Raw genomic sequence first — 26,474 nt, forward strand, 5'->3', positions numbered from 1 at the left:
TGTCGCTGTTCCCCTTCCCCCCGCCGCCCCCCCCCCCGGCCCCCGCCGCCACCACAGTCGCCGGCCTTGCCCCCCCCGCGGCGGGCGCGCGGCCCCCCACTACAGGTCGCTGGGCAAGCCCTGCCGAGCATGGCTCGGCACTACATTGGTTTGCGTGCTCTAATCGCGCACTTGTCGCCGAGGGACGTCGCCGTTGTCTACTTCTGCTTTCCAGCCTGTGGCAGTGAATGAACGCATTGCCAGCTTGGATGTGCTGCGCGGTTTTGCCCTGTTCGGCATTCTGCTGATGAACATGGAGGCCTTCAGCGGGCCGATGGACCTGTCGTTCACCGGTATCGATCCGCATTGGCTGGGCCGGGATTACTGGGCCGATGCTTTTGTCTACATCTTCGTGCAAGGCAAGTTCTTCACCTTGTTCTCGTTGCTGTTCGGTGCCGGCTTCGCAGTGATGGCGCAGCGGGCTGCCATTGCGGGCCGTGACTTCACCCGTTTCTACCTGCGCCGCAGCCTGGGCTTGCTGATCATCGGCGTGCTGCATGCGCTGCTGTTGTGGTCCGGTGACATTCTGGTCGCCTACGCGCTGCTGTCTTTGGTATTGCTGGCCTTCCGAGAGGCGCCGCGCAGCTGGTTGCCCGCGCTGGGGACGATGGCCTATCTGGGCGCAGCTGTACTGATGTTGATGCTGGGCGCCTTGATGCAGTTCGTACCGGCCGATGCTGCCAGCGCGCAGGCCTCAGCCGCTGCAAACGCAATCGAAGCACAGCGGCAGGCGTACGGGCATGGCAGCTACCTGCAGGCGGTCGCGCAACGTCTGCGTGACGTCTTCGCTTCCCTGGGGGCGTTGCTGGTTGTCGGCCCGCAGGTGCTCGGTATGTTCCTGATCGGCGCATGGTTCGCGCGCAGTGGCGCCATCGCCGAGCCAGGCCGTTATCCGCGGTTGTGGGCCGGCTTGCGCTGGTTGCTGCTGCCGATTGGCCTGGCGGTGATGTTGCTGGGCGTTTGGGTGCTGCCGTACAACGCTCCGGGGCAATTCACCATGCGCAGCGTGGGCGCCTACGCGTTGACTGCAGTCGCCGGTTTGCTGATGTGCCTGGGCTACCTCGCGTGGGGCGTGCGCTGGAGTCGGCATCTGCAATGGCTGGCGCCGGCTGGCCGCATGGCCTTGAGTAACTACCTGGGGCAGTCGCTGGTCTGCACCCTGGTTTTCTACGGCTATGGTTTGGGTTGGTTCGAACAGATGGGGCGTGCGTCGCAGCTGCTGTTTGCCGTGGGCCTGTTCGCGGTGCAGGTACTGCTCAGCCAGCTATGGCTGCGGCGTTTCCAGTACGGCCCGGTGGAGTGGCTGTGGCGGGCGTTCACATACTTGCAATTGCCACCACTGCGGCGCTGATGCATTCGCGGCACTAACATAGCCGGGTGAATTGCCCCGAAGACGATGTTCTTGTTGTTGGCGCCGGTGCCACCGGCCTGGCCACCGCGTTGGCGCTTTCCGAAGCGGGACGGCAGGTGCGGGTGATTGACGCCGGCAAACTCGGCGGCGCGACGTCACACGGCAACTGCGGCACCGTCACCCCCAGTCACGCACCGCCGCTGGCGGCGCCGGGTGTGCCGATGCGCGCATTGCGTTGGATGCTGTCGCCGCAGGCGCCGCTGTACATTCCGCCGCGTTTTGATCCTGCTCTTTGGCATTGGCTGCTGAAGTTCGCTGCGCGTTGCAATCGACAGGACTGCCTGCGCAGCGCGCAAGGGCGTGCCGCATTGTTGAACGACTCTCGTCAACGTCTGGCCGATTGGGTGCAGCGCTACCAGCTGGATTGCGAGTTCGCCGAAAAGGGCTTGGATAATGTGTTCCGTGAGCAACGCAACTTCGACACCCACGCGGCCGAATGCGGCGCTTTGGCAGACCTTGGTATCGCCACCGAGATCATCGATGGCAGCGATTATGTTCGTGCTGAGCCCGCCTTCAATGATGGCGTGGTCGGTGCGATCCGTTTCCCGGGCGATGCCAGTCTGCGCCCGGACCGCTACACCGCCGAGCTGGGGCGGGTGCTGCGTGCGCGCGGCGTGCTGATCGAAGAATACTGTGCGGTGGAATCATTCGAACCGCACGGGCAGGGCGTGCGCGTGCAGACCAATCGGGGTACCCGCAATGCCGCTGAACTGGTATTGGCGACCGGTGCGTGGTCACCACGGCTGGCCGCCAAGTTGGGGCTGCGCATCCCGATCCAGGCAGGCAAGGGCTACTCCCTCACTGGCAGCTGCCCGATGCAGGTGCCGAGTCGGCCGGTGGTGCTGAAGGATCGCTCGGTATTTGTCATCGCCTGGGCGGAGCAGATGCGTCTGGGTGGCACGATGGAATTTTCCGGACAGGACCGGCGTTTGAATGCAACCCGTCTGCAGGCACTGGAGCAGGCGGCGCGGCAGTATCTGCGCCAGCCAATCGGCGAGGTCATCCATGAGCGCTGGTATGGCTGGCGGCCGATGACCTGGGATGACATGCCGATACTGGGGCGCTCACCCTTGCATGCTCACGTCTGGCTAGCGGCGGGTCATGGCATGCTCGGCATCAGTATGAGCAGTGGGAGCGGACAACTGATGGCTGATTTGATAACCGGGCAAGCGCCTGCAATCGATCCTGCGCCGTATCGCGTGGAGCGTTTCCAATGAGTGCGCGCAACTACGACGTGGTGGTGCTGGGTGGCGGTTCGGGCGGTTTGGCTGCCGCTTTCCGCGCCGCATCGTATGGGGCCAAGGTGGCAATGCTGGAACCAGCGCCGTTGGGGGGCACCTGCGTCAACGTGGGTTGCGTGCCGAAGAAGGCGATGTGGCTGGCCGCGGATCTGGCCGAGCGCATCGGGCTGGCACGGCGTATCGGTTTCGATGTGCCTGCTGAGCCGGTGTTGGCATGGTCGACCCTGTTGGATCGGCGCCAGCAGTACATCGCCAATATCCACGCCAGCTATCAGAAGCGGTTGGATGAAACCGGCGTTGTGCGGATCAGCAATCGCGGGCATCTGATCGATGCGCATACGGTGCAGTGCGAGGACGGCACCCAGTTCCACGCCGAGCACATCGTCATCGCCACTGGCGCGCATCCGCTCAAACCCGAGTTGCCGGGGGCAGAGTTGGGTGGTGTATCGGATGATTTCTTTGCGCTGCAGGCACGGCCGGATCGGGTCGCCTTGATAGGCGGCGGTTATATCGCGGTGGAACTTGCCGGCGTACTGCGCGCCCTGGGGAGCGAGGTTGCCTTGCTGGTACGCGGCCAGCGCCTGCTGGATAAGTTCGATGCGGAAGTGTCGGACCAGCTGGCAGAAAACCTGCGCCTGCAGGGCGTGGAGCTGCACTTCGGCTGCAAGGTGGAGGCACTGCAGCGGCAGCAGCAACAGATCCTCGCGCAGCTGCACAACGGCCCGGAACAGGCCGTGTTCGATACGGTGCTTTTTGCCACCGGGCGCGGCCCGAATACACGCGGGCTGGGCTTGGAGCAGGCTGGCGTGAAGCTGGGTGAGAAGGGGCAGATCGAAGTTGATGATTACCAGAACACCTCGGTGCCGGGCATCTATGCGGTTGGCGACGTTACTGGCCGGGTGACCCTGACGCCGGTCGCGATTGCCGCCGCGCGCAGGCTGATGGATCGCGTGCTGGGCGGGCATCAGGAGGCCAGGCTCGATTACGAGAACGTCCCCAGTGTTGTGTTCGCGCATCCGCCGCTGGGCAGTGTCGGCCTGAGCGAGGAAGTGGCCTGCAAGCGGTTTGGCAAGGTGAGCACGTATTACAGCCGCTTCCGGCCGATGCTGCAGGCGCTGGGGCAGGGTGAGGTACGCAGCCTGTTCAAGATGGTTTGTGCTGGTGAGGATGAAAAGGTGGTTGGCATCCATCTGCTGGGCGAGGGCGCCGACGAAATCCTGCAGGGATTTGCTGTGGCGGTGAAGGCTGGTGTGACGCGCAGGCAGATGGAGGAGACGGTGGCCATCCATCCAACCTCGGCTGAGGAAGTGGTTCTGATGCGTTGAGGTTGGTGGGCAGCAACAACAGCGCAAAGGCACCCCTCCTCGATCCTCCCCTGCGCTGCGCGCAAGGGAGGAGGCTGGTCCTGTAGTTGCGGGCAATGCGTTTGCTCCCTCCCTTTGCCGTAGGCAAGGGGGTGAAGAAGGCCTGCTTGCGCGCCACTGGCGCGCGGCCTGATGAACGACCGAAGGCCAGGCCTTCGGGCCGGGCGGGTTGGGGAGGGGTGAAGTTGATCTTGCTTCTACTCCGGTGAAAACCCTGGTCCTACCCAGCAGCCACGCCCAGATCCCGCAGCGCCCATAATAGAAAGCCATCTCCCCCGGATGCCGTAATACCGTGACTGCTTCAAGCGCGCGCGAGCCCACCGTGGCTGCGCCAACATTGCCCACCAACTCGCGCCGCCTGTTGATCAGCGGTCTACTACTGGCGGCCACCGGTGCGATCGCAGCATCGGGCAAGGCGGTGATCGTCAAGCTCGCCTACCGGCATGGCGCCGATGCCACCGCCTTGCTTGCACTGCGGATGATGATCGCGTTTCCGTTCTTCATCGCCATGGGCATGTGGGCGGCACGGCACGCGCAGCCGCTGTCGGTCGGTGATCGTTGGCGGGTGTTGCTGCTCGGCTTCAGTGGCTACTACCTGTCGAGCTATCTGGATTTCCTCGGTCTGCAGTACATCAGCGCTACGCTGGAGCGATTGATCCTGTATCTCAGCCCCACGCTGTTGGTGCTGATCGCGCTGGTGGTGCTCAAGCAACGGCCCACGCGCATCCAGGTGGCGGCTTTGCTGGTCAGTTATCTCGGCGTGTTGCTGGCCTTCGGCCATGACATCCAGCTTGAAGGCCGGCGTACCCTGATCGGCTCGGCCCTGGTGTTCGCCAGTGCGCTGAGCTATGCGGTGTACCTGTTCGGCAGTGGCCAGGCCGTGGCGCGGATTGGCGCGGTGCGCCTGACTGCCTACGCCAGCATGGTGGCCTGCGTGCTGTGCATCGGTCAGTACCTGCTGTTCCAGCCTTGGGATGCGTTGTGGAAGTACGCGCCGCCGGTGTATTGGCTGTCGCTGCTCAACGGCACGGTGTGCACCGTCCTGCCGGTGTTGGCGATCATGATCGGGGTCAAGCGGATTGGTTCCTCGCTGGCCGCGCAGGTGAGTATGCTGGGGCCGGTTTCCACGATTGTGCTCAGCGTATGGCTGCTCGACGAACCGATGGGCATTTGGCAAAGCGCCGGGACGGTGCTGGTGCTGTTCGGCGTGCTGCTGGTGGGCAGCGGCGTGGCGAAGAAGAAGCGATGAGTGCTGAGGCCAGTGCCGCCGCCGGCCATGCGCGCATCCTTGAGGCGATTCGCACCATCCCACGCGGACAGGTGATGGGCTATGGCGAAGTGGCGGCCAAGGCCGGATTGCCCGGTCGTGCACGGCTGGTCGCACGTCTGCTGGGCAACAATGAGGACCCGGAGCTGCCTTGGTACCGGGTGCTGCGCTCTGACGGACGCATCGCCATGCCCGAGGGTTCACGCGGTTGGCGCGAGCAGAGCCAGCGGTTGCGGGCCGAAGGCGTGGTGGTGGAGAACGGCAGGGTGAAGCGGCCCAAACCGCCGCGCAGCCTGGACGAGGCGATCTGGGGCCCGGGCTAGCCGCTGCGGCTATGATGTAGCCAGTTTCCCCGGATGCCACCATGTTCCCGCGCCTACCCAAGATCACCCAGACGTTGCTGATCGCCAACGTCGTCCTGTTCCTGCTGCAGCAGCTTCCGCAGACGGCGGGTATCTTCACCCAGTTGATGCTGTGGCCTTTGGGTTCGCAGCAGGTCTTCAGCGATTCGCCGGGTTTCGAGCCGTGGCAGCTGCTGAGCTACGGCTTCCTGCATGGCAGCTTCGGTCATCTGTTCTTCAACATGCTGGCGCTTTTCATGTTTGGTGCGCCGTTGGAGGCGACCTGGGGCGAGAAGCGCTTCCTGACCTATTACATGGTCTGTGTGGTCGGTGCCGGCCTCTGCCAGCTGCTGGTGGCTGCCTTTGCAGGTGAGTACAACCCGGTGCTGGGTGCCTCTGGCGGCGTGTTCGGCCTGCTGCTGGCCTACGGCATGTTGTTCCCGAACCAGCGGGTGGTGCTGTTGTTCCCGCCGATCCCGATGAAGGCGCGTACCTTTGTCATCGTGTTCGGTGCGATTGAACTGCTGCTGGGTTTCACCGGCTGGCAGCCGGGCGTGGCTCACTTCGCCCATCTCGGCGGCATGTTGTTTGGCTGGTTGCTGATCCGCTACTGGCGCGGGCAGCCGCCGTTCAACAAGCGTGGCCCGCATCTGCGCCGCGTCAAATAACAAGACCGTAGTGCCGAGCAGTGCTCGTCAGAGGCTTTACCTGCGCAAAGCAGCCCTCACCCCAACCCCTCTCCCGCGAGCGGGAGAGGGGCTCAAGCAGTAGTGCCGAGCCATGCTCGGCAGAGGCACTACCGATAAAGCCCAAAGATGTAGTGCCGAGCCATGCTCGGCAACGGTGCATCACCGGTAAAGCCTCAGCCGAGCGTGGCTCGGCTCTACAAAAACAAAAAAAAAGCCGCGGAATCCGCGGCTTTCTTCTTCAGCAAGGCATCAACGCCAGATCCTGATCTGCTCGGCGTCGGTGCGCTGCATCGGCTGGCCCGGCTTGCAGCTGAAGCTGGCACCAAATGCCGGCAGGTTGGACAGCGGTGCATTGCTGCGCCAGCGACCCGGTGCGCGCACGTCGGTACGCAGGCGCTGGACGGCTTCGTTCGGCGAGAGCTGCTGTGCCCACAGGCTGGTCCAGCCCTTGAAGAAGTCCTGCTTGTCGGCCGGCTTGGCGTCGGCCTGGGCGGCAGTGAAAGCCTCCAGTGCGATTTCCATGCCCGACAGGTCCGCCATGTTCTCGTCGCGGGTCAGCTCGCCGTTGACCTTGGCATCCTTGACGCCCGGGAACGGGTAAGCGCTGTACTGCGCGGCGACACGGTTGCCGAGCAGGGTCCAGACGCTCTTGTCGGCAGGCGTCCACCAGCTGCGCAGCTCGCCCTTGGCGTCGATCATGGCGCCCTTGACGTCGATGGCACGGCTGACTTCATGCGCGACCAGGCCACCGAAGGCGCCGAACTTCTCGGCATTGCTGGCGTTGCCGGCAAAGATCGGGCCCTGCAGCGCTGCAGCAGTCACGATCAGGCGGTTCTGGGCGATGTCATAGGCGATCGACGGCTGCTGCGGCAGCACGTCCCAGCGACGGTCGGCGTTGCCCTTGCCGATGCGCTTCATTTCCTGGGCGTGGCGCCAGGTGGAAGCGATCAGGATGTTGCCGCCGAAGCTGCCGCGACCCATCGGCTGCACGGTGTAGTCCAGATCGCGCAGCGGGGTGCCGATCTCGATCTTCATCGCGGCCAGCTTGGCTTCGGCTTCGGTCTTGGCCTCGGCACTGAGCCAGCTGCTGCGCTTGACCGCTGCGATCTGTGCTTCGCGGATCTGGTCGACCATCACACCGGCCTGGCGGCGGGTGTCGCGGTTGAGATAGGTGTTGGCGTATTCGTGGCCCAGCATCGGGCCGGCGGCCACGTTGATGGCATCGAGCACGGCGTCCGGGCGCGATGGCGCGATGATCTGGCCACGCAGCACGCGGCCGCGGAATTCGAACTCGGCGTCGCGGTAGGCCTTGGACAGGTACGGCGCCATCGAATCACCCACGCGCCAACGCAGGTACGCCTTCCACTGGTTGGCTGGCAGGCGGCTGACCATGCCATTGAGCTGCTGGAACAGCGCCGGGTCGGCCAGCGACACCAGATCGTCGTTCACGCCCTGCGCCTTCAAGAAGGCATCCAGCTGCAGGTTGCGGTAGCGGCTGTTGAGGTCCTTGGTGGAGACCGGCGCGTAGTTGTTGAACGGGTTGTTGATGTCGGCGACCGAGTGCGCGCTGCGTGCCAGTTCGGTTTCCAGCTGGATGACCAGCGCCGATTCGGCATCAAGCTGCGCCGCCGGGGTGCCGGTCAGCGCCAGGATCTGCTTCACATAGCCGCGGTAGCGGCCCATCAGTGCGACGGTGTCGGCATCGGTGCGGGTGTAGAACGCCGGGTCCGGCAGGCCGGTGCCGCCCTGCATGAAGTAACCGATGTGGCGGTCCAGCGCCTTCAGGTCCACGTCCGGGGCGAAGTTGAAGGCCACCGGGATGCCGACCTGATGCAGTGCGGCGATCGAGGCCGGGATGTCCTTGGCCTTCTTGATGGCGTTGATGCGGGTCAGTAGCGGTGCGATCGGCTTGGAGCCGTCGGCTTCGACCGCGGCTTCATCCAGGCCGCTGGCCCAGAAGTCGCCGAGCAGCTTCTGCACATTGCCCTGCGGTGCGGTCATCGCGCCATCCAGCAATTGGCGCTGCTGGGTGCGGGTGTTGTCCGCCAAGGTGCCGAGGGCGCTGATCGCGCCGGTCTGCGGCACCGGGTTGGCCTTGAGCCAGTTGCCGTTGGTGGTTTCGTAGAAGTCCGTACAGGCCGCGCTCACTGCCGGTGCCCGAGCCGCAGGTTTTTTGCGGGCGGCCTGCGCATCGTTGGCGGACAGCATGGTCACCAGGGAGAAGGTCAGGGCCAGGGTAAGTGGGCGAACGTTGGGCATGTGGTGCATATCCGCAGAAGGACAAAGTGGGCGGAGTTTAACAAGCTGGCGGCGGATTGGTGCCGGGGCAGGGCACGGAATTGGGTACTGCATCAAAGCTGGTGCTTGTAGGAGCGGCGTTAGCCGCGAAGCCACGGCAGATGATGCGGCTGGCATTGACTGGATTGCGTTGACTCGTGGCGCTTTGGGTTTGGTCGGCTTCGCGGCTTACGCCGCTCCGACAAAAAAAGAAGAAGGCCCGGCAATGCCGGGCCTTCTTCGGGTCTCACTGCAGGGCAGCGATTACCAGATCACAACCTGCTTGTCGCCAGCACGGACCATCGGCGAACCGGCCTTGCACTGGAACGCCGCGGCGAAGGTCGGCAGGTTCGACGGCGCACCCATGGCACGGAACTGTGCCGGGGCGTGCGAGTCGGTGGCCAGGCGGACCTTGGCGTTCTCGGCGGTGTACTTGGTGCGCCACACGGTGGCCCAGTTGAAGAAGAAGCGCTGGTCGCGGCTGAAGCCATCAACCTTTGCGTCTTCCTTGCCGGCCGAAGCCTTCTGCAGGGCGTCGTATGCCGTGGCCAGGCCGCCCAGGTCGGCGATGTTCTCGCCCAGGGTCAGCGTGCCATTGACCTGCTGGTCGCCCACCTTGTACTCATTGAACTGCTTGACCAGCTTGCCGGTCAGGCCTTCAAAGCCCTTGGCGTCAGCCGGCGTCCACCAGTTCTCGAAGTTGCCGGTCGGGCCGAAGCGGCTGCCTTGGTCGTCGTAACCGTGGGTCATTTCGTGGCCGATCACGGCACCGATACCACCGTAGTTCAGCGCGTCGTCGGCGTTCACGTCGAAGAACGGCGGCTGCAGGATGGCGGCCGGGAACACGATCTCGTTCTGCAGCGGGTTGTAGTAGGCGTTGACGGTCTGCGGGGTCATGCCCCACTCGGTCTTGTCCACCGGCTGGCCGATCTTGGCCAATGCCCACTTGTAATTGAAGGCATTGGCAGCGCGGACGTTGCCCAGATAGTCATCGTGGGTGGTGCTCAGGCCGCTCCAGTCACGCCACTTGTCCGGGTATCCGATCTTCGGGGTGAAGGTCTCCCACTTGGCGATGGCCTTGGCCTTGGTTTCGTCGCTCATCCAGGTCAGGTTCTGGATGCGGTCCTTCAGCGCGCTGGCCAGGTTCTTGACCAATTCTTCCATCTTGGCCTTGGACTCAGGCGAGAAGGCGACCTTGACGTACATCTGGCCGAAAGCATCGCCGGCATCGTTTTCAATGGTGCCCAGGACCTGCTTCCAGCGCGGCTTGATTTCCTTCTGGCCGTTCAGTTCCTTGCCGTAGAACGCGTAGTTCTCCTGCACGAACTCGTTGCTCAGGTACGGTGCTGCGCCGTCCACGGTGTGGAAGCGCAGGTAGGCACGCCAGGCTGCCGGATCGGTGTCGGCCAGCATCTTGCTCACTTCCGCGTGGAAGGCGGGCATCGCCAGCGAGAATTTCTCCGGTGCGGCAACACCCTGCGCCTGGAAGAACGCGGTCCAGCTGAAGTTCGGGGTCAGCTTGTCGGCATCGGCCACGCTGACCGGGTTGTAATACAGCGAGACGTCGCGCGACAGTTCGACGCTGGACTTGGAGGCCTTGGCCAGGCGGGTTTCAAACTTGACCACTTCCTCGGCCTGCTTGGCGGCGTCGGCTGCGGCCACGCCGCTCAGCTCCAGCACCTTGGCCACGTGGGCCTTGTAGGCGTTGAGCTTGTCGGCCTTGCTGGCGTCGGTGTAATAGGTGGTGTCCGGCAGGCCCAGGCCGCCCTGGCTGGCGTAGGCCATGTTCATGGACGAATTCTTGAAGTCCGCTTCCGGGCCGAAGCCGAACAGGAAGTTCTCGCCCTTGGCAGCGGTGCTGCGCAGGTAGTTGGCCAGTGCGGCGGTGTCCTGCAGGCCGTCAATCGCAGCCAGGTCGGCCTTCAGCGGGGTGATGCCCAGGCTGTTGATCTTGGCTTCGTCCATGCCGGCGGCCCAGAAGTCGCCAACAATTTTCTCGATGCCGGTGGCGTTCTTCATCGCCGCGGCCTGCTCGGCCAGCTGGTGCTGCACGGCCACCGAACGCTCGTCGAGGATGGTGAAGGCGCCCCAGCTGGTGCGGTCAGCCGGAATTTCGTTGGCGTTGAGCCATTTTTCGTTCACGTAGCCGTTGAAATCGGTACAAGCGTCCTTGCTGGCATCGAGGTCGGCAGCGGTGAAGGCGTTGTAAGCCGGCAGCTTGGACTCGTCCAGCTTCAGCTCATTGGCGGCGGCCGGGGCAGCGGCGGTGGCTGCTGGCGGGGACTGCTCTTCCTGCTTGGGGCAACCGGTCAGCACGGCGGCGACGGCCAGCGACAGCAGGAGAATCTGGGGTTTGCGAACGATCACGGGAAAGGCCTCCGGGCCGGTTTCAAAGCATGAGTGGGGCCACGGAGTCCGGGGCCGAAGCAGGAAGATACGCCTGAAACCGATGAGGAAGGGGTGTAGAAGGTAATGGGTCGTCGCAGGCGTATTCCTATGGGCGGCGGCTACTAGCCGATGCTATACAGCAGCAATGACCAAGAACTTGAGCAAGCACTGGGACGCGATCCTGATCGGCGGCGGCCATAACGGACTGGTATGCGCAACCTATCTGGCCAAGGCCGGCAAGCGCGTCTTGGTACTGGAACGGCGTGCGGTGGTGGGAGGTGCCGCGGTCACCGAGGAGTTCCATCCCGGGTTCCGCAACTCGGTGGCCTCTTATACGGTGTCGCTGTTGCAACCCAAGGTGATCGCCGAGCTTGAGCTGGAGCGACACGGCCTGCGGGTGGTCTCGCGCAAGCTCAACAACTTCCTGCCGCTGGGCGACGGTGAGTATCTGTTGGCCGGGGCTGGGCGCACCGCCGGGCAGGTGGCGCGCTTTTCCACGCGCGATGCGGCACGCTTGCCCGAGTACGAACAGCGGCTGGAGATTTTCGCCGACGTGCTGCGTGCGCAGGCACTGCAGGCACCGCCCAATATCAGCGGTACCAGTTGGCTGCGTGCGCTGCCCGAGCTGTGGAAGGCCGGTCAATTGGGCAGACAGCTGCAGCGCTTGGATCCCGGGTTACAACAGGAATTGATGGATCTATTCACCATCTCCGCTGCCGAATACCTGGATCGTTGGTTTGAGAGCGCACCGATCAAAGCCTTGTTTGGCTTTGATGGCATCGTCGGCAACTACGCCAGCCCCTATGCGCCGGGCACTGCCTACGTGTTGTTGCATCACGTGTTTGGTGAGAGCAACGGCGTCAAAGGTGCCTGGGGGCATGCGATTGGTGGCATGGGTGCGATCACACAGGCAATGGCGCGCGCGGCGGTCGAAGCCGGCGTTGAAATTCGTACCGATGCAGCAGTAAACAAAGTACTGGTCGAGCAGGGACGCGCGATAGGTGTGGTGCTGGCGAATAGCGAGGTGCTACGTGGCAAGGCCATCGTTGCCAACGTCAATCCGAAGCTGCTCTACGAGCGTCTACTCGATCCTGCCGATGTACCGGCGGCGACGTTGGAGCGCATGGCCAACTGGCGCTGCGGCTCCGGAACGTTCCGCATGAATGTGGCGTTGTCGCAGCTGCCTGAGTTCAGCGTGCTGCCGGGGCAGGGTGATCACCTGACCGCCGGCATCATCATCGCGCCGAGCCTGGACTACATGGACCGCGCCTATCTGGATGCACGCCAATATGGTTGGTCGCGCGAACCGATAGTCGAGATGCTGATACCCAGTACGCTGGATGACTCGCTGGCGCCGCCCGGACAGCATGTGGCCAGCCTGTTCTGCCAGCACGTTGCCCCACAATTACCAGATGGGCGCAGCTGGGACGATCATCGCGAAGAAGTCGCGGATCTGATGATCGCCACCGTCGATAAGCACGCGCCGGGTTTCGCTGCTTCAGTACTTGGCCGACAGATCATGAGCCCGCTGGATCTGGAGCGGACCTTCGGCTTGATCGGTGGCGATATTTTCCACGGCGCGTTGAGCTTGAACCAGTTGTTCAGTGCGCGGCCGATGCTGGGGCAGGCGGGTTACAAGGGAGCGCTGCCGGGGCTCTATCTGTGCGGCTCGGGGACCCATCCGGGCGGCGGGGTTACCGGGGCACCTGGGCATAATGCAGCGAAGGTGATCATGGGGGACCTTGAACACTGAAACGGTCGAGGTCCCCGTTATCTCAAGTCAGGGCTTGGTGCTGCTGCCTTCAACCTGCGGCATCTCGTCACCAGCGATGGGCTCCGGTACATCCCGGAGTGGTTCGACGGCTGATATGCGCGTGGATTGCGGAGCTTCTGAAGCCTGCTCGACAGTGCCCACGTTTACCGTCGCAATGCGGGGTTTCATCCACACCGAATCCTGCCATGCCTGGTACTTGCTCGGGTCCCAGTAGCGTTCGTCATAGAACTTCGATCCATCTATCTCGGTGCTGCCGGTGGCGGTGGGGATGATGATGCGCACGTTGCCGGTAAAGCCGGTCCTGCTGCCGGTCAGGCTCCTGCGCTCCCTTCGGAGCTTGCTGGCAATACGCGGCAGAGCTGCGGCATCACCGTAGCGGGCATAGACGTCCTGGCCCAGGTTCAACGCGCGCGCGCGTTCCTCCTCTGGAAGCTCTGCCCAGTACCGTTCTCGCAGACCGGCGAAGCCCTCGTAGCCGCGTTCAGCTGCAAGGTCCATCCAGGCATATGCCAAGGCGCGGTCGCGGACAGTGCCCATGCCGGTCCACAGCATTTCGGCGACCATGCCTTGTGATGGCTTGTCACCGTAAAAGGCAGCGTTCTGGAAGAAACGGAAAGCTTTCTCGAGGTCACCTGCCTTGTGCTTCTCAAGGCCAAGCAGGCGGAAGCGAAGATCGGGATGTCCGTTGAGGAACCCCGCGGTGATCATCAGTTGATCTTTTGTTGGATCGTCTGGTTGCGTGTCCACTACCTGGTTGGCTGCAATCACGGGCCAAGTGCTGGATAGCGCCAGCAAAAGCAAGGTCCGGGCGAAGGTATGTTGGCGCATCATGTGTGTCCTTGTGCTGTCCGTGCCATGGCGACATGGTCAACGAAGAAGGGTTTGCCTAGAAATGGTCGAAAGTCATTGGCATAGCAGCGGGGGAGATCCCCCGCTGCTCCCTTGCAAAGACGAGCTTCGGATGAGGATGTGACTTCGAGGTTACTTTGCGCTGGTTGGCTCGCCGACGTTGACCTTCCCGTCCCCGATATGGCGTTGGAAGAAGCCAAGCATTTCCGTATAGAGATTCACGCGGGCATCCTCGCCGTAGAAGCCATGCATTTCGCCTGACTGGATGATCATGCCTTCGGGCTTGTTGCCTGCCGCGATCAGGGCTCTGTTCATCAACTCTGTCTGTTCCGGAGGAGTGCGCACGTCACGTGCGCCGGCAGCGAGATAAACGGGAATCTTCACCTCGCCGGCCCGACGAGCAGGCGAGCTTTCGGCCCAGAGCTTCGAGTCAGTGCCATGCGTGCGTCGCAGGAAGCGCTGGCCGGATTCACGCTCAGGGATGTCGCCTTTCTTGAACATCATGTCGATGTCGTAGACACCCACGTAGCCGAACGTGCACTTGAAGAGGCCCGGCTCCCTGATTGGTGCCATCAGTGAGGAATAGCCACCGAAACTGCCACCGTAGATGCAGATGCGGTCCTTGTTGGCGTATCCGTTGTTGATGACCCAGTGTGTAGCGTCGAGGATGTCGTTCTGGATCCCCTGGCTCCATTGCTGGTGGCCTGCATCCTGGAATGCCCTGCCGTAGCCGCCGGAGCCGCGGTAGTTGATCTGCAAAGTGGCGTAGCCACGACTTGCAAACAGCTGCGCTTCCGGATTGAAGCCCCAATTGTCGCGTGGCCCGATTGGACCGCCATGCGGATTGACGATCAAAGGCAGGTTTTTTCCATCGCTGCCATGCGGGAGCGTCAAGTACGCATGGATGAGCTTTCCGTCGCGGGAGGTGAACGAGAATGGCTTGACCGAGGCAAGCTGGGCAGACGCCAGCTGTGGTCGCTGTTTCATGAGAAAACGTGCCTTACCGGAGTCGCGATCGAACAGGTAGAGCTCTGAGGGATTTGTGTCACTGTAGACATTGACAATGATCTTCTTGCCATCGGCGGTGGCATTGGAAAAATCCACCATCTGCCCCTCGAAAGCGTTGGCCAGAGATGCGTAGAGCTCGGCATCCGGGTGCTCCTCATTGAGGAGGGAGACTTTGGGTGCACCAGCCTCGGTGACTACGCCGATGAGTGTCGTATCGTCCGTTGACCAGATCATGTCGGAGACTTCCGCAACCGGATCCTGATGAAGAACCGTGAAGTCTCCCGTAGTGGGGTTCAGTGTTCCCACTGCCGCCGGTAAACGCCCATCATCCCGGCTTGCATAGATCGTGCCATCCGGGGTGGAACGCAGGATGTCCAGGTGGTTACCATCCGATTTGGATGCATTGACCAAGGTCCAGTTGCCCGCATCACGGCGGTAGAGCTCGGTGCGCTCGTCGTACTCGCCGTCTTCACCCTTGCTGGTGGAACAGATCGCGAACTGTGGTTCTTTGGCGGCATCCAGCGTGATGTTGCAGTTCTCTTTCGGTGCGCGCGCCATGCTGGTGCGGCGCCCGCTCAGTGTGTCCATGCGCACGACTTCTGTGCCGACGCCTTCGGAGGAACGCGGGCTTGTCACCTGCATGATGACGTTCTGGTCGTCATTTTTCAGCGTGTCGAGCAGGCTGAAACGCTCCGAACCAACGGTCTTTCCGCGTTGCGTGGCATCACGGGTGCCGTAGAAGATAAGCGGTCTGGGCTGCGAACCGTCTGCATTCACGGCAAACCATTCGCCGGTTGAGAAGGGGGCTGCGTAGCCGCCCATCTTCTTCACGGCGTTGAACATCAGGCGTTCGGGGCTGGTCCAATAGAAACTGCCAACGCTTTTCTGGTCGGGGAGCTGATTTACCTTCACGATCTTGAGGTCGGAAGTTCTCAATACGGTGAGCACGTCCTGTTCACCACGATCCACGGTTATGGCGATGTAACGGCCATCCGGGGAAATCTTGGCCGTGCCGTAGGCGGAGTGCGAGACGAAGTCGCGTATGGACGGGACGGCGGCCGTTGGCGCCGCGGAGGCTGCCGGAACGGAAAGCGCAAGCAGGATGGCTGCTGCCAGGCATGATTTCATCGGGGATTTCCTTGTCAGATATCGAAACACTGGGTCATCAACAGAATGGCCCGGGAGTACCCGGGCCATTCTGCTTGGATCACACGCTCAATCAACGGAACCGGTACTGGAACTCAACAGCGATCTCGCGTCCCACTGCGTCATAGGCGCGCCAGAAGTACGGATAGGTGTTGAAGCCATCGTCCTTCGGGTGGTGGTTGTCAAAGATGTTGTTGACGTACAGGTTGACCTGCGCCTTCTCGGTGATCTTCTTGCCGATGCTGCCGTTCCAGATGAAGTACGGAGCGATGCGGCCGGTTTCCTGCCAGTTCGGCAAGCTGCCGTAGCGGACCATGAAGAGTGCGGCCTGCCAGTCGTCCCGCTGCCACGTACCGGTTGCGCGGATGCGGCTGCGGAAGTCGAAGTTGCCCAGGTCGTCGCGGTAGTCCAGCACCGGGTCGTTCTTGAACTGGGCGGACGTCTGGCCGAGGGTGTGCGACCAGCCAAGCTGGACACGGAAGTCGCCCAGGCGGTCGGTATCCAGCCTGTAGTCCAGGGTGGCGTCGATGCCCTTGGTGCCGAGGACCGCGCGGTTGATTGGACCGCGACGGATCTCCGTGATCTGGCCGTCGTTCGGGGTGCCCGGGGCGCTGAGGCGGGAAACGCGCGAGAGCATGTCGTTGCAGAAGGCCGAGCCTGGTGCGCCCAGCGTGAACGGCTGGCCGTTGCGGGTCTTGCCGGTGATGCAGCCGGCTTCACCTTCCAGAATGTACGCGGAGGTGATGTCCGAGACCACGTCTTCCAGTTCGATGTGGTAGTAGTCAGCGCTGACCGAAAGGCCGTCGATGATGTCCCACACGAAACCGGCCGTCCAGGACTTGCCTGTTTCTTCGCTCAGGTCCTTGGTGCCTTGGCGCACGCCGAAGGCGGTGTAGTTGGTAGTGATGTCCGAGCTGGTGCACTGCGCTGCGACGCGGCCGCTTTCAAGGCAACGACGCACGTCGAGGACTGAGCTGAATGAACCGCTGCGCTCGGCGAATACATAGTGCATGTCCGGGGCGCGGAAGCTGGTGGCGTAGGAACCGCGCACGAGCAGGTTCGAGAACGGACGCCATTCGAGGCCGGCGTTCCAGGTGCGGGCGTCATCCACCGAAGTCACGTCGTCGTACTTGTCGAGGCGGCCTGCGAGGCTGGCCTTGAGGCTGTCGAAGATCGGGATGGACAGTTCAACGCCGGTCGCATAACGGTCACGCTTGCCACCGCCACCGGTGCCGGTGCGGTTGTAGGGGCGGTCAGCACCAGTGTAGTCCGGCAGGATGCGCTTATCTTCGTTCAGCTTGTACTCCTGCTGGGATGCTTCCACGATGGCCGCGAAGCCAAGCGGGCCGGCTGGTAGCTCGAACAGGTCGCCCGAGACCACGAAGTTGCCTTGGTTCACATAGGACTTGGCGTCGGTCTTCAGGGTCGTGCTCATCGACGCGAACTGTTCCGGCGTCAACGCGCTGTAGTAATGAGCTTCATTCAGATCGTAGACCGCGTAGCCGCTACGTGTGCCTAGGCGTGGGCCGAGGAACCAGTCATTGACCTTCGAGGCGACCAAACGCGGAGATTCGACCTTGATGCGGTACTCGGCACGGGACACGGTCGCATCCCAGTCGAAGCGGTCGGCAAAGCTGCCCTTGAAGCCAACTGCAAGATCATAGGACTTTTCGTCATTCTTGCTCATCAGGTTGTTCAGGCCGCCGGCTTCCATCGGCGTGAAAATGCGCTGCGCGTCGACGATGGTGCCAAGACCTTGGTCGTACCAGAGGCCGCCGACGGTGGGACCGCCCCAGAACTGGGTGCCGCCAGTGTACTTGGCGCGCGACCAGTAGGTCTGGAGGCTTGCCCATGCTTGCACGCCGCTATCGAAGTCGAACGTGCCATACAGGTACGCCGAGATGTCGTTGTTGCCATTGCTGATCGTCTGGTAGCCAACATCCTTGTAGCTGCCGCAAGCCTGGCCAAGGTTGGTGATCGTGCCGGCTGCGTTGGCTGAGCGATAGTTGTGGCGCACCCACTCATCGCCCATCTGCTCGCAGGCGCCAGGCGGCGGTGCGATGTAGCTGTTCGCGCTCTTTGTGCGGTCACGAACACGCATGGTCCCGGTGGGCTGGATGCCGACGAAGTCCGGCGGCAACGGGTTGTCCAGCAGCGAGTCCATGAAGTCACGCTGATACGCGTGCAGTGGCTCGGAATTAAAATATTCAACTGCGTAGGTGAGGCTCCACTTGTCGCCGGTCTTGCCGCCGATCCACTGCAAGTCGGCGCGATCACGGCCGCCGTCGGTGGTTGTGGAACCCTTGACCTTAAACAGATCGCCTTCGAAATTGGTCTTCAGGACGATATTGACCACACCTGCGACAGCGTCGGAACCATAGATGGCAGATGCGCCGCCGGCCAACAGTTCAATACGTTCGACGGCTGCAGCTGGGATATTGCCGAAATTGGCGAAGTTGCTCTGGCCGTTGTACGGCAATGGATAGTCAGCAGCACGACGACCATTGATCAGCAGCAAGGTGCGGCCCGGGCCGAGGCCACGGAGATTGATGACGCTGGCGTTCGGTGTGAAGCCACCCTGGAAGATTTCGTTCTGGGTGGAGCCGCTGGCCTGGGTCAGTGTGTTCAAAGCGTCGAAAACGGTGGTGAAGCCTTCGCGCTCGATCTGGGCGGAAGTGATGACAGTTACGGGTGCCGGACCCTCGACTTCAGCGCGCTTGATGCGCGAGCCGGTGACGGTGACCTTGTCCAGGTTGGTCGCGTTCTTGTTGGTCACCTCGTGACCAGGCTGAGGCTCGGCTTCCTGAGCATGAGCCTGCGCGGTAATGGTCAGTGCCATCGCGGACACCAGTGCGAAGCTCAACGGATGACGGATGAGCGGACTACGAATCGCCATGCATTTCCCCTAAAACGAATGAGGTATCCCTTTCACAACCATGCTGACGAAAGGGCTATTTGTTCCGGTGCTAAAAGTTTCATTTGCCGGTAACTCCAAGTTAACACAAGGTTAACCTTAAAGGTCAAGTGTTCAGCCTATGCTCATGAGTACATAAATCAGCAAAGTTTGTTGTTGGAGTCGGCAAATGCCGGACAGATGGTGGCTCTGCGCATCGCGCTATAGTTCGCGCCGAACCAATGAAGTAGAGGCTGTAGTGATCCGGTCGATTCCGCTGGGCAGTGCCCACAAGGTGCAAAAGGGGCTTTCCCCCCATCCGCGCATCCGCAATGTCATTGCGGTCGGTTCGGGCAAGGGCGGGGTGGGTAAATCCACCACGGCGGTCAACCTGGCGCTGGCGCTGAAAGCGCTGGGCGCCAAGGTCGGCGTACTCGACGCCGATATCTACGGCCCCAGCGTGCCGGCCATGCTTGGCCTGAGCGGGCGGCCGGAGAGCCCGGACAACAAGTCCATCGAGCCGCTGCGGGCTTTCGGGGTCGAGGCGATGTCGATCGGTTTCCTGATCGAGCCGGACTCCCCGATGATCTGGCGCGGTCCGATGGCCACTTCCGCGCTGACCCAGCTGTTCAACGACACGCTGTGGGGCGACCTGGATTTCCTGCTGATCGATCTGCCGCCGGGCACCGGCGACATCCAGTTGACGCTGTCGCAGAAGATCCCGGTGGCCGGCGCGGTGATCGTCACCACGCCGCAGGACATCGCCACGCTGGATGCGCGCAAGGCATTGAATATGTTCGAAAAGGTCGAGGTTCCTGTGCTCGGCATCGTCGAGAACATGGCTGTCCATACCTGCAGCAACTGTGGCCACGTCGAGCATCTGTTCGGCGAGGGCGGCGGCCAGCGCATGGCCGAGCAGTACGGAGTGCCGTTGCTGGGCTCGCTGCCGTTGGACATCGGCATTCGTGAGCAGGGCGATGTGGGTGCGCCGATCGTGGTTGCGCAGCCCGATTCGGCCGCGGCCAATGCCTATATGGCCGCGGCGCAGCGGATGGCGGTGGAATTGGCCAAGCGCCCGCGCGCCAGCATTCCTATCCTGTCCTCTTTGATCTGAGGCCGCTGCCTGGTCGGCAGCAGAGAAGGCCCGTTATGCGGGCCTTTCTCATATAGATTGAATGTACAGAAGTTGCTGGCAGGCGATTGCTTGCCGGCCCTTGGCCGGCTCTAGGCTAGAATCGACCACCCCCGGCCGCAGGCATGCTGCGGCACAACGTGAACAGGATCACTGAATGAGCATCAAGAGCGACCGTTGGATCCGCCAAATGTCCGAACAGCACGGCATGATCGCGCCGTACGAAGCCGGCCAGGTCAAGCAGGTGGATGGACAGCGCATCGTCAGCTACGGCACCTCGAGCTATGGCTACGACGTACGTTGCTCGCGTGAGTTCAAGGTGTTCACCAACATCAACTCGACCATCGTCGACCCCAAGCACTTTGACCCGAAGAGCTTTGTCGACATCGAGGCCGATGAGTGCATCATCCCGCCGAATTCGTTCGCGCTGGCACGCACGGTGGAGTTCTTCCGCATCCCGCGCGACACCCTGGTGGTGTGCCTGGGCAAGAGCACCTATGCGCGCTGCGGCATCATCGTCAACGTCACCCCCTTGGAGCCGGAGTGGGAAGGCCATGTGACGCTGGAGTTCTCCAACACCACGCCGTTGCCGGCACGCATCTATGCCAACGAAGGTGTGGCACAGATGCTGTTCTTCCAGGCCGACAAGGACGACGTCTGCGAGACCTCGTACAAGGATCGCGGCGGAAAGTACCAAGGCCAGACCGGCGTTACCCTGCCGCGCACCTGAGTGCGGCCTGGGCTGAAATGAAAAAGGCGCCGTCAGGCGCCTTTTTGTTTATGCAGGATCCGGCGGGCGGCTTATTTGCCGCGCCCAAACAACATGCCGATGCCGACGGCCACCAGGATGGCTGGCCACCAGGTGGCGAGCATGGTGCCGATGTTGCCGTTGATCCAGCCGAGGTTCTTGGCCAGGAAGAACAGGCCAACGATGATCAGGATCAGGGCGGCGATCAGATTGGAGCGCATCGGCTTGCGGAGTCCGTAAGGGGGAAGGTGCTTATCGTAGCCGCTGGCGCCAGATTTCGACACGTTGGGCCAGTACCTCCGGGTCAAAGCGCTGTGCCTTGCCGCTGCCCCAGACCGGGCCAGGCCAGGCAGCGTCGTTCTCGTTGCGGCCAATCAGGTGTACATGCAGCTGGCGCACGATGTTGCCCAGCGCGCCGATGTTGATCTTGCTGACATTGGGCTTGTGCTTCAGGTGCTGGGATATCTGGTTGATCTCGGCAAGTAACAGGCGCTGCTGGGCACCGTCCAGATCGATCCACTCGCTGGCGTTCGGTACGCGCGGGACCAGTACGACCCAGGGGAAGCGGTCGTCGTTCATCAGGCGGATCTGCGACAGGGGGCCATCGGCAATCAATACACTGTCGGCGGCAAGGCGGGTATCAAGTACGAAATCGGACGTCACAACTTCGGTCATCGCAGGTTCTCGCTGAAGAAGGCCAAGGTGCGTTCGCGCGCCAGGTCGGCGCTGGCTGGGTGGTAGTGCATGCCGACCTCGCGGTTGAAGGCGTGATCGGCTGGATAGACATATACAGGCAAGTCGGGTTGCTTTTCACGGTGCGCTGCAACGGCGGCGGCCGGGATCGAGGCGTCCTGGTCGCCAAAGTGGAAGATCGCCGGGGCTTTGAACGCTGTATCCAGGAACGGCACGTTGCGTGCGCCGTAGTAGCTGGCCGACGGCAAGCGCAGCCGTTGCGCAGCCAACATGGCGATGGTGCCGCCCCAGCAATAGCCGACCGTGCCGACCTTGCCATAGGGCGCCAGCACAGCAGCGGCGGCTTCAACCACGGTTACCGCGCGGTCCACGCCCAATTCGTCGACCAAAGCCTTGCCGCGGCTGACGCCTGCGGCGTCATAGTCCAGCTGCAGGTCCGGTTCGATCAGGTCGAAGAAGGAGGGCGCCAGCACCGCATAGCCCTCGGCGGCGTACTGCTCGGCGACATGGCGGATGTGCGCATTGGCGCCGAAGATTTCCTGAATTACCACCAGGCCGGCGCGCGGAGTGCCCGGGGGCAGGGCCTGCCAGGCGCGGACGGGGCCGAGTGGGGTGGGGAGGGTGATCCAGTTGGGCATGGGGGAGGCTCCGGATTGATACGTCGAAAGGCGGTGTTCCTTCTCCCGCCTGCGGGAGAAGGTGCCCCGCAGGGGCGGATGAGGGGAGCTTTAATAGCCTTTAGGTTTCCTTGCCAAGAGCTTCCCCTCACCCCAACCCCTCTCCCGCAAGCGGGAGAGGGGCTCAAGCGGGTTTGTCGGCTAGGAATTCCCGCGATGAGACTGATTATCAGCTCTCTCACGTATTAAGCCAGCCGCAGGGCGAGGCCGCACAGGCCCGGTATACTGCCCGGCTTTCCGGCCTCGCTGCCATTCCGGCCCGGCCCCAGGATTTCCAGATCATGTCCCAGCTGAACCCCAAAGTCGGCTTCGTCAGCCTTGGCTGCCCGAAAGCCCTAGTCGATTCCGAGCGCATCCTCACCCAGCTGCGGGTGGAGGGCTACAGCATCGTGCCGTCCTACGACTCGGCCGATGTGGTGGTGGTCAATACCTGCGGCTTCATCGACTCGGCCGTGGCCGAATCGCTGGATGCGATCGGCGAGGCGATGAACGAGAACGGCAAGGTCATCGTCACCGGTTGCCTGGGCAAGAAGGGCGACATGATCCGCGAGCATTACCCGGACGTGCTGTCGGTGTCCGGTCCGCAGGACTACACCACGGTGATGGAAGCGGTGCATGCCGCACTGCCGCCCAAGCACGATCCGTTCGTCGACCTGGTGCCGGACTACGGCATCAAGCTGACTCCGCGTCACTACGCTTACCTGAAGATTTCCGAAGGCTGCAACCACCGTTGCAGCTTCTGCATCATCCCCTCGATGCGTGGCGACCTGGTGTCGCGCCCGGTCGATGAGGTGCTGCGCGAGGCCGAGCGCCTGGTCAAGGGCGGCGTGCGCGAGTTGCTGGTGGTGTCCCAGGACACCTCGGCATACGGCGTGGACCGCAAGTACGCGCCGGGTACCTGGCGCGGCAAGGAATACGCCACGCGCATGAAGGCGCTGTGCGAAGGCCTGTCCGAGCTCGATGCCTGGACCCGCCTGCACTACGTCTATCCGTACCCGCACGTCGACGACGTGGTGCCGTTGATGGCCGAGGGCAAGATCCTGCCGTACCTGGACATCCCGTTCCAGCACGCCAGCCCGCGCATCCTCAAGTTGATGAAGCGCCCGGGTGCGGTAGACAAAACCCTGGAGCGGGTGTTGCGCTGGCGCGAGATCGCGCCGGACATCACCGTGCGTTCCACTTTCATCGTCGGCTTCCCGGGCGAGACCGATGCCGAGTTCGAGCAGTTGCTCGATTTCCTTGATACCGCCCAGCTCGATCGCGTCGGCGCCTTCGCCTACTCGCCGGTGGATGGTGCAACCGCGAACGCATTGCCGGACCAGGTGCCGGAAGAAGTGAAGCAGGAGCGTCTGGCCCGTTTCATGGAAAAGCAGGCCGCCATTTCCGCCGCCCGGCTTGAAAGCAAGATCGGCAGCGTGCAGCAGTGCCTGGTTGATGGCATTGAAGACGGGATCGCCGTCGCCCGCTCCAAGGCCGATGCGCCGGAGATCGACGGTCTGGTGCATATCCAGAATGCTGTTGAGGCCAAGCTGCGCGTCGGTGACTTCGTCAACGTCGAGATCACCGACAGCGACGAGCATGATCTGTTCGGCGACGCCCTGATCGAAACCAGGGCGGCACCGTTCGACCTCAAGGTGCTGTGACCACCAAAGCGGCCGCAAACGATGCCGGCGTGAGCCGGCGTCGTTTTGTAGCGCCATTGCGCGGGCAGGTTGAATCGCAGTGCTTTGATCATCCGCTGTTCGCGGACTTCCGTGATTTCGAGGCGTTGATGCGAGCTGCCGATTGGCCGGGCATCGATGCACTCACTGTGCAGTTGCCCGTGCAAGACAAGCGCTTTGTCGCCCAAGACGAGGCGTTGCTGGCTGATGGCCTGCACTACGAGCAGCGTATTGCACAGGGCCGTATCGCCACCCGCGAGCAGAACTGGCATGACCTGTTCAACGCGATGGTGTGGGCACGTCACTTCGCTATCAAACGCGCGCTCAACGCGCAGCAGTGCCGGCATATCGCAGTGATGGGGGCAAGCCAGCGCAATCGCGCGCAGGCTGCATTGACCCAGTTCGATGAAGCCGGGCTGATCGTGCGTGTTCGCGATGCGGGCGTGCTGGCGGCATGGGATCGGCATGACTGGTCAACGCTGTTCAATCCGGATGGATGGCGCGCAGGCGATATCGCGGTCTGCGCGGTGATTGGCCATGCGCTGATGGAGCAGGCGTTGCTGCCCGAACGCCTTCTCGTCGGAAAGTGCCTGGTGGTCGTTGGCAATGACGACGTGGCCTGCGTGGCCGCAGTGGCTGCAGCAATCGAAGACGCCAGCTTGCTTGCGGACCCCGCCGAGCTGCGTCCACTACCGCTGGCCGGCATCCCCGGTTGGCATGCGTCCCAAGATGCGGCTTTTTACCAATTGACCGATTACTTCCGTCCGTTACGCGAAGGTCGCGCCTATCCGGTGCCGCTCAGGCTCAGCCGTAGTTGACGTCGATGATCGCGAATCGGGTCAGGCCGCTCGGCAGCTCCACGGCAAACTCATCGTCGATACGCTTTTTCAGCAATGCCCGCGCCAACGGCGAATCGATGCTGATCCAACCAGCCGGTGCATCGGTCTCATCGGGGCCGACGATCCGGTAGATGACGGTCTGCCCGGAATCGACATTCTCCAGCTCCACCGTCGCGCCGAAGAACACGGCCTCCGGATCGCTGGGCGTGGTGTCGACCACACGCAGGGCTTCCAGCCGCTTGCTGAGGTAGCGCACGCGGCGGTCGATCTCGCCCAGCTGCTTCTTGCGGTAGGTGTACTCGGCGTTCTCCGAGCGATCACCTTCGGCGGCGGCGGCCGCCAGCGCCTTGACCACTTCCGGCCGACGTTGCCGCCACAATTCATCCAGCTCGGCCTTGAGCCGGGCATGGCCCTGGGCGGTGATCAGGGCGGTGCTTTTTTCTGCAGGAGGACGCCAGCGGCTCATTGCGGTCATGCGTTGCGTGGATGCCGGCATGGTAGCCGGGCTTGCTTGCGCAAGGCCAATCCATGGCTGAAGCTCTGCGTTCTCTGACAAGGAAGTCCGGCCGATGTTGATCCTGCCGCTGCACAAACCGCTCAACCTGAGCACGCTGCCCTTGGTAACCGTGCTGCTGGTGCTGATCAATGTCTACGTATTCTTCGCCTGGCAGGCTGGTGATGAGCAGAAGGTGCAGGCGGCGCAGGACTGGTACCAGCAGTCCGGGCTGGCCGAGTACGAGCTGCCCGCCTACGAGAAGCATCTGCGTTTGACTGCGCACGGTGATGCCTTGGCCGAACTGGAATCAATTCCTGCAGAGCAGCGGGGGCGCTACGTTGGCATGGCGACCTTGAGTGATGTCGCGTTCCAGCAGGCGCTGGAGGATGGTGGCCTCTTCGAGTCGGAAGACCAGCGGGCCACCTGGGCACCGCTGCGGCGCGAGTACCAGACGCAGCTGGATCAGGTATTCACCCTGCGCCATATCCTGCGCAGCTCGGAATGGTCGCCGCGGCGATTGCTGTCGGCTGCGTTCCTGCACGGCAGCGTGATGCACCTGCTGGGTAATATGCTGTTCCTGGTGGTGTTGGGCTTGCTGCTGGAAGGTGCGCTCGGCGGCTGGCGCTTTCTGGGCCTGTATCTGTTGGGGGCGGTGGGCTCCAGCGTCGCCAGCGTGTTATGGCGCTGGGGCGAAGTCGGCGGTGGGCTCGGCGCATCCGGTGCGATCGCAGCGGTGATGGGGGCGTTCTGCGTGGTTTGGGGGATGCGTCCAGTGCGCTTCTTCTACTGGTTCGGGGTGATCTTCGACTACGTGCGTGCGCCGGCCATCTGGCTGTTGCCGCTGTGGTTGGGATGGGAAGTGTTCAACCTGCTGACCAATGATGAAGCTGGCATTGGTTTCGACGCGCACGCCGGTGGTCTGATCTGCGGTGCGCTGCTGGGTGGCGTGCTGGTGTTGACCCGGCAGACCCGCGAAGACTATATGGCTGACGACACCGAAGTGTCGGTCAGCGATCAGCGCTGGGAGCAGGCCCAGCACTACATGGGTCGTCTTGAAAATGCGGCTGCCGAGCGCGTACTGAGTGCGTTGGCGGCCGAACAACCACACCGACTGGATATTGCACTGGCGCGCTATCGGGTGGCTGCCAATGCCGGCAAGATCGCCGAGATGCGGGCGCGCGCTGCCGACGTATTGCGGCTGGATGCGGATGATGCGTCCGCTCTCGCTGCACAGCGCGGCATCGTGAAGCAGCTGCTGGCCGATGGCGGGGTTGCCGAGCTTGCGCAGCCTGCGTTCGAGCGCTGCCTCAAGGCCGGCTGGCTGCTGGAGGCTGAAGCCGTGTGGGAGCAGGCCATCCAATTGTCCGGTGAGATGCAGGCGCAGGGCTGGCTGCGGCTGGCGTTGCGGCATGGCGAGGCCCATGCGCATGCACAGCGCCGACGCTTGCTGGAGCTGCTGCAGCAGCGCTTTTCGGCCACGCCACAAGCTGGCAAGGCTCGGTTCCTGTTGGAGAACGACTAAGCGTCCTGCCGCAGTCGCT

At 62.8% G+C, this 26,474-nt stretch carries 21 protein-coding genes; 12 read left to right on the plus strand and 9 right to left on the minus strand.

Annotated features, from left to right (window positions below):
- The first annotated feature begins 193 nt into the window (after positions 1–193).
- The 6 genes from ACVOLS_RS13725 to ACVOLS_RS13750 all read left to right on the plus strand — a co-directional run bounded on the left by ACVOLS_RS13725 (position 194) and on the right by ACVOLS_RS13750 (position 6,331).
- Entirely contained in the window at positions 194–1,390 is a 1,197-nt protein-coding gene (locus ACVOLS_RS13725) for a DUF418 domain-containing protein (protein WP_481546051.1), read from the plus strand.
- Between the two features lie 26 nt (positions 1,391–1,416).
- Positions 1,417–2,667: an NAD(P)/FAD-dependent oxidoreductase gene (locus tag ACVOLS_RS13730; RefSeq protein ID WP_481546052.1), complete on the plus strand. Its 1,251-nt coding sequence runs from the start codon at positions 1,417–1,419 to the stop codon at positions 2,665–2,667.
- Complete coding sequence (gene gorA, locus ACVOLS_RS13735; RefSeq protein WP_481546053.1) at positions 2,664–4,016, plus strand: glutathione-disulfide reductase; 1,353 nt, start codon at positions 2,664–2,666, stop codon at positions 4,014–4,016. The genes ACVOLS_RS13730 and gorA overlap by 4 nt, the downstream gene beginning before the upstream one ends.
- A gap of 331 nt (positions 4,017–4,347) precedes the next feature.
- The gene (locus tag ACVOLS_RS13740; RefSeq protein ID WP_481546054.1) at positions 4,348–5,304 is read left to right on the plus strand and encodes a DMT family transporter; all 957 of its coding nucleotides are present in this window, start codon (positions 4,348–4,350) and stop codon (positions 5,302–5,304) included.
- Positions 5,199–5,645 (plus strand): MGMT family protein, encoded by a 447-nt coding sequence (locus ACVOLS_RS13745; RefSeq protein WP_481546055.1) that lies wholly within the window; start codon positions 5,199–5,201, stop codon positions 5,643–5,645. Before ACVOLS_RS13740 ends, ACVOLS_RS13745 begins: the two co-directional genes overlap by 106 nt.
- A gap of 41 nt (positions 5,646–5,686) precedes the next feature.
- Complete coding sequence (locus ACVOLS_RS13750; RefSeq protein WP_282272667.1) at positions 5,687–6,331, plus strand: rhomboid family intramembrane serine protease; 645 nt, start codon at positions 5,687–5,689, stop codon at positions 6,329–6,331.
- Between the two features lie 270 nt (positions 6,332–6,601).
- Here ACVOLS_RS13750 and ACVOLS_RS13755 read toward each other — a convergent pair whose 3' ends face one another.
- Positions 6,602–8,611: a M13 family metallopeptidase gene (locus tag ACVOLS_RS13755; protein ID WP_481546056.1), complete on the minus strand. Its 2,010-nt coding sequence runs from the start codon at positions 8,609–8,611 to the stop codon at positions 6,602–6,604.
- A gap of 282 nt (positions 8,612–8,893) precedes the next feature.
- Complete coding sequence (locus ACVOLS_RS13760; RefSeq protein ID WP_481546085.1) at positions 8,894–10,993, minus strand: M13 family metallopeptidase; 2,100 nt, start codon at positions 10,991–10,993, stop codon at positions 8,894–8,896.
- Positions 10,994–11,162: 169 nt separating this feature from the next.
- Between ACVOLS_RS13760 and ACVOLS_RS13765 the strand changes: the two genes are divergently transcribed.
- Positions 11,163–12,770, plus strand: a complete 1,608-nt coding sequence (locus tag ACVOLS_RS13765; RefSeq protein WP_481546057.1) for a phytoene desaturase family protein — start codon at positions 11,163–11,165, stop codon at positions 12,768–12,770.
- A gap of 27 nt (positions 12,771–12,797) precedes the next feature.
- On the opposite strand, the gene ACVOLS_RS13770 is transcribed toward ACVOLS_RS13765, so the two are convergent.
- The 3 genes from ACVOLS_RS13770 to ACVOLS_RS13780 form a co-directional block, all read right to left on the minus strand.
- Positions 12,798–13,619, minus strand: a complete 822-nt coding sequence (locus ACVOLS_RS13770; protein WP_481546058.1) for a sel1 repeat family protein — start codon at positions 13,617–13,619, stop codon at positions 12,798–12,800.
- A 153-nt stretch (positions 13,620–13,772) separates the two neighbouring features.
- The gene (locus ACVOLS_RS13775) at positions 13,773–15,776 is read right to left on the minus strand and encodes an alpha/beta hydrolase family protein (protein WP_481546059.1); all 2,004 of its coding nucleotides are present in this window, start codon (positions 15,774–15,776) and stop codon (positions 13,773–13,775) included.
- Between the two features lie 91 nt (positions 15,777–15,867).
- Complete coding sequence (locus ACVOLS_RS13780) at positions 15,868–18,690, minus strand: TonB-dependent receptor plug domain-containing protein (protein ID WP_481546060.1); 2,823 nt, start codon at positions 18,688–18,690, stop codon at positions 15,868–15,870.
- Between the two features lie 259 nt (positions 18,691–18,949).
- Here ACVOLS_RS13780 and apbC point away from each other — a divergent pair, with 259 nt between their 5' ends.
- Both apbC and dcd read left to right on the plus strand, forming a co-directional pair.
- Entirely contained in the window at positions 18,950–19,801 is an 852-nt protein-coding gene (gene apbC, locus ACVOLS_RS13785; protein ID WP_481546086.1) for an iron-sulfur cluster carrier protein ApbC, read from the plus strand.
- A 175-nt stretch (positions 19,802–19,976) separates the two neighbouring features.
- Positions 19,977–20,549, plus strand: a complete 573-nt coding sequence (gene dcd / locus ACVOLS_RS13790) for a dCTP deaminase (protein ID WP_481531679.1) — start codon at positions 19,977–19,979, stop codon at positions 20,547–20,549.
- 71 nt (positions 20,550–20,620) lie between these two features.
- Here dcd and ACVOLS_RS13795 read toward each other — a convergent pair whose 3' ends face one another.
- From ACVOLS_RS13795 to ACVOLS_RS13805, 3 genes are read right to left on the minus strand one after another with little or no spacing between them, the layout of a single operon-like run.
- The gene (locus ACVOLS_RS13795; protein WP_170183049.1) at positions 20,621–20,788 is read right to left on the minus strand and encodes a LiaI-LiaF-like domain-containing protein; all 168 of its coding nucleotides are present in this window, start codon (positions 20,786–20,788) and stop codon (positions 20,621–20,623) included.
- 31 nt (positions 20,789–20,819) lie between these two features.
- Positions 20,820–21,242, minus strand: coding sequence for an HIT family protein (locus ACVOLS_RS13800; protein WP_481537628.1), 423 nt, complete (start codon positions 21,240–21,242; stop codon positions 20,820–20,822).
- A complete protein-coding gene (locus ACVOLS_RS13805; protein WP_481546061.1) occupies positions 21,239–21,898 on the minus strand; it encodes a dienelactone hydrolase family protein in 660 nt (219 codons plus the stop codon). The genes ACVOLS_RS13800 and ACVOLS_RS13805 overlap by 4 nt, the downstream gene beginning before the upstream one ends.
- A gap of 320 nt (positions 21,899–22,218) precedes the next feature.
- On the opposite strand from ACVOLS_RS13805, the gene rimO reads away from it, so the two are divergent.
- Positions 22,219–23,580, plus strand: coding sequence for a 30S ribosomal protein S12 methylthiotransferase RimO (gene rimO, locus ACVOLS_RS13810; protein ID WP_481546062.1), 1,362 nt, complete (start codon positions 22,219–22,221; stop codon positions 23,578–23,580).
- Entirely contained in the window at positions 23,577–24,416 is an 840-nt protein-coding gene (locus ACVOLS_RS13815) for a DUF3025 domain-containing protein (protein WP_481546063.1), read from the plus strand. The genes rimO and ACVOLS_RS13815 overlap by 4 nt, the downstream gene beginning before the upstream one ends.
- Here the strand turns inward: ACVOLS_RS13815 and greB are convergent.
- Positions 24,403–24,903: a transcription elongation factor GreB gene (gene greB / locus ACVOLS_RS13820; protein ID WP_282266597.1), complete on the minus strand. Its 501-nt coding sequence runs from the start codon at positions 24,901–24,903 to the stop codon at positions 24,403–24,405. The two genes, ACVOLS_RS13815 and greB, sit on opposite strands and share 14 nt — an antisense overlap.
- Positions 24,904–25,006: 103 nt before the next feature.
- On the opposite strand from greB, the gene ACVOLS_RS13825 reads away from it, so the two are divergent.
- Positions 25,007–26,455 carry a rhomboid family intramembrane serine protease gene (locus ACVOLS_RS13825; RefSeq protein WP_481546064.1) on the plus strand — a complete coding sequence of 483 codons (1,449 nt, stop codon included), beginning with the start codon at positions 25,007–25,009 and terminating at the stop codon, positions 26,453–26,455.
- Positions 26,456–26,474 lie beyond the last annotated feature (19 nt).

The sequence above is a fragment of the Stenotrophomonas sp. STEN038 genome (assembly GCF_056759895.1).

Excerpts from the sequence above, each read along its gene's own strand:
- gorA (WP_481546053.1), top strand. The coding sequence starts at position 2,664 with ATGAGTGCGCGCAACTACGACGTGGTGGTGCTGGGTGGCGGTTCGGGC.
- ACVOLS_RS13745 (WP_481546055.1), top strand. The coding sequence starts at position 5,199 with ATGGCTGCTCGACGAACCGATGGGCATTTGGCAAAGCGCCGGGACGGT.
- ACVOLS_RS13750 (WP_282272667.1), top strand. The coding sequence starts at position 5,687 with ATGTTCCCGCGCCTACCCAAGATCACCCAGACGTTGCTGATCGCCAAC.
- ACVOLS_RS13755 (WP_481546056.1), bottom strand. The coding sequence starts at position 8,611 with ATGCCCAACGTTCGCCCACTTACCCTGGCCCTGACCTTCTCCCTGGTG.
- ACVOLS_RS13765 (WP_481546057.1), top strand. The coding sequence starts at position 11,163 with ATGACCAAGAACTTGAGCAAGCACTGGGACGCGATCCTGATCGGCGGC.
- ACVOLS_RS13770 (WP_481546058.1), bottom strand. The coding sequence starts at position 13,619 with ATGCGCCAACATACCTTCGCCCGGACCTTGCTTTTGCTGGCGCTATCC.
- ACVOLS_RS13775 (WP_481546059.1), bottom strand. The coding sequence starts at position 15,776 with ATGAAATCATGCCTGGCAGCAGCCATCCTGCTTGCGCTTTCCGTTCCG.
- ACVOLS_RS13780 (WP_481546060.1), bottom strand. The coding sequence starts at position 18,690 with ATGGCGATTCGTAGTCCGCTCATCCGTCATCCGTTGAGCTTCGCACTG.
- dcd (WP_481531679.1), top strand. The coding sequence starts at position 19,977 with ATGAGCATCAAGAGCGACCGTTGGATCCGCCAAATGTCCGAACAGCAC.
- ACVOLS_RS13795 (WP_170183049.1), bottom strand. The coding sequence starts at position 20,788 with ATGCGCTCCAATCTGATCGCCGCCCTGATCCTGATCATCGTTGGCCTG.
- ACVOLS_RS13800 (WP_481537628.1), bottom strand. The coding sequence starts at position 21,242 with ATGACCGAAGTTGTGACGTCCGATTTCGTACTTGATACCCGCCTTGCC.
- ACVOLS_RS13805 (WP_481546061.1), bottom strand. The coding sequence starts at position 21,898 with ATGCCCAACTGGATCACCCTCCCCACCCCACTCGGCCCCGTCCGCGCC.
- rimO (WP_481546062.1), top strand. The coding sequence starts at position 22,219 with ATGTCCCAGCTGAACCCCAAAGTCGGCTTCGTCAGCCTTGGCTGCCCG.
- greB (WP_282266597.1), bottom strand. The coding sequence starts at position 24,903 with ATGAGCCGCTGGCGTCCTCCTGCAGAAAAAAGCACCGCCCTGATCACC.
- ACVOLS_RS13825 (WP_481546064.1), top strand. The coding sequence starts at position 25,007 with ATGTTGATCCTGCCGCTGCACAAACCGCTCAACCTGAGCACGCTGCCC.